This is a genomic window from Aminobacter sp. P4_H6_2 (assembly GCF_056400805.1).
Genome location: NZ_JBFUKO010000758.1, coordinates 1 through 2,353, shown reverse-complemented (window position 1 = coordinate 2,353; position 2,353 = coordinate 1). Strand labels below are relative to the sequence as shown.

Genomic DNA, 2,353 nt, shown 5'->3' with positions numbered 1-2,353 from the left:
GCCAAAGCCCTAGATGCCTTCCTTACCGCATCACGCCCCACTAGATGCGAATACATCAACCACGACCGCTACAGGCGCTTCGTGGGCGACTGTTACAGGGCAGACGGGGAGAGCGTAGCCCGCTGGCTCGTTCGCAACGGTCACGCGCTCGATTGGAAGCGCTACAGTCGGGGAGCCTATACCGCTGACCAGGCCGAAGCCAAGGCAGATCGCCGGGGCATGTGGCGGGCGATTTCCTAGCGCCATGGGAAGCTCGCCGGTCGAGATAGCCTGACAGCGCCCGCCCAGCGTCCGAGTGTTACGCCCGCAAAGTACGGATCGCCTTTTTGGTCGAAATGACTGCGTTCCGTTTCTTTTGTGCGGCGGCATACCTCCACTCGACCACAAGAATGTGATGACTACAAAACAACCAGCGAGAACTCCGCCGCCTTTTCGACAATGCCGGCTTTTGGTTGGTCGCGCTCGTGCAGTTAGCCGGCGCCCCTGTTGTATGCCTCCACACCAGCTATCTGCGCACAAACCTGATACAGTTCATGTGTCAGCGGCCCGAAGGTGGTCATGGAGGACGTTTATCTCGATCCAACCATATTTGTCTCCAGACTTGGTGATGATTTTCGCGGAGTGATGTTGCTTCGATATAGGCATGTTTACGGCGTGTCTCAAAGCCTGCGAAAGATGATCGAAGGCCATACCTGGTGCCAGCCGGGTCTCGAAGAAGGTGGCGGGTTCGCCAAAATTAGTGGATGTGATGTCTTTCATTCGTCATTGGGGTGATGTGGAGGTCGGTTAGCACCGCCTCACGATTCTGAGGTCGTGCCTTCCATTCGGCCTATCAGTTGCAAATGGTGATCAACAGACAGCCGGTCGATGGTGGCAATCGGAAGACTGAGGAAGGCCATAATCCGGTTCTTCATGAAGCGGGCAGCTGTGCTGAACGCCCGTTCCTTCTCGATATCGGTTCCCTGGACGACAGATGGATCTTCAATGCCCCAATGCGCGGTTACCGGTTGTCCGGGCCAGACCGGGCAGGACTCCTCGGCTGCGTCATCACAGACAGTGAAGACGAAATCCATTTCAGGCGCGCCGGGCACCGCATACTCGTCCCATGACTTCGAACGAAATCCGTCGGTCGGATAGTCGAGTGCGGCAAGGACCTTCAGAGCGAGGGGATTGACGGTTCCCTTTGGCTGGCTTCCCGCAGAGAAGGCATTGAATTGTCCGGCACCCTCCTTTCGAAGGATACCTTCGCCAATTATTGAACGGGCGGTGTTGCCGGTGCATAAAAACAAGACATTGTAGATGCGGTCGGGCATCGAACAGCCTCAACGATTACTATGCGCCAGAAATAGTAGCCTCAAACCGAGCACGGAAGGTGCTTCGCCGCAAATGCCTGGCTAGATTACAATCAGCCAAAGCATTGCGCACGCGCCTGCAAACACGACGACAAAATAGAACCAGTCAACCCAGGTCATTTTTGGCATCACGGTCGCATGCCCAATTGGCAGGTCTCCGAGCCTCCTGTGAGAGCATTCTACTCCTTCACAGGTAAAAGTCATGGAAAAGCCCCGCCACCTTTTGGCGATGAGGACCCGGGTTGATCATGGGAGCTGGACCGCGTCTGCTGGCCTGAAGAAATCACCGGGCCGCCATGCATCTATGCCCCTTCAGACCAAGCCCAACGAGGTCACGCAATCGTGACCCTAGCACCCTTCCGTTGGCTCTACATTTGTTAGAGCCAACTTAAATGGGAGTGCGAGATGACCGGACCTGCCATCACCCAGGCGATGATCGACGCCTATGACGAATACACCCATCTGACGCTCGACCGGCGCACCTTCATGGACAAGCTGACCAGGCTTACCGGCTCCGGTGTAGCAGCGGCAGCCATTGCGCCGCTCCTCTCTGCAAACCAGGCGCGGGCGGCTGTAATTGCCGAGGATGATGCGCGCCTCAAAGGTGAAGACATCACTTACCCAGGAGGAACCGGCGAGATGAAAGGCTATCTTGTCCATCCCGCCGATCAGTCGGGCAAGTTGCCTGCCGTCATCGTCATTCACGAAAACAGGGGCCTCAACCCGCATATTCGCGACGTCGCGCGGCGCATAGCGCTCGAAGGCTTTGTGGCGTTGGCACCCGACTATCTATCGCCGCTTGGCGGCACGCCGCCCGACGAAGAAAAGGCGCGCGAACTGTTTGGTCAGATGGAACCGGAGCAAACGGTGGCAAACGGCGTTGCGACGGTKGCCTTCCTCAAGACGTACGAGTTGTCGAACGGCAATGTCGGCGCCGTCGGTTTTTGCTGGGGCGGTGGCACGGTCAATGTGCTCGCTGTCAATGCGCCGGACCTCAAGGC

General features: G+C 57.4%; 3 protein-coding genes. 2 read left to right on the top strand and 1 reads right to left on the bottom strand.

All coding sequences use genetic code 11. The annotated features are described in order from the left end of the window. Positions 1-240, top strand: a 240-nt coding sequence (locus AC1DUU_RS29735; protein WP_476786909.1) for a thermonuclease family protein, incomplete at its 5' end; no start/stop codon positions are given. A 557-nt stretch (positions 241-797) separates the two neighbouring features. On the opposite strand, the gene AC1DUU_RS29730 is transcribed toward AC1DUU_RS29735, so the two are convergent. Further along, entirely contained in the window at positions 798-1,313 is a 516-nt protein-coding gene (locus AC1DUU_RS29730; RefSeq protein ID WP_476786908.1) for an arsenate reductase ArsC, read from the bottom strand. Between the two features lie 444 nt (positions 1,314-1,757). On the opposite strand from AC1DUU_RS29730, the gene AC1DUU_RS29725 reads away from it, so the two are divergent. After that, the coding region (locus AC1DUU_RS29725; RefSeq protein ID WP_476786907.1) for a dienelactone hydrolase family protein at positions 1,758-2,353 on the top strand (596 nt) is incomplete at its 3' end.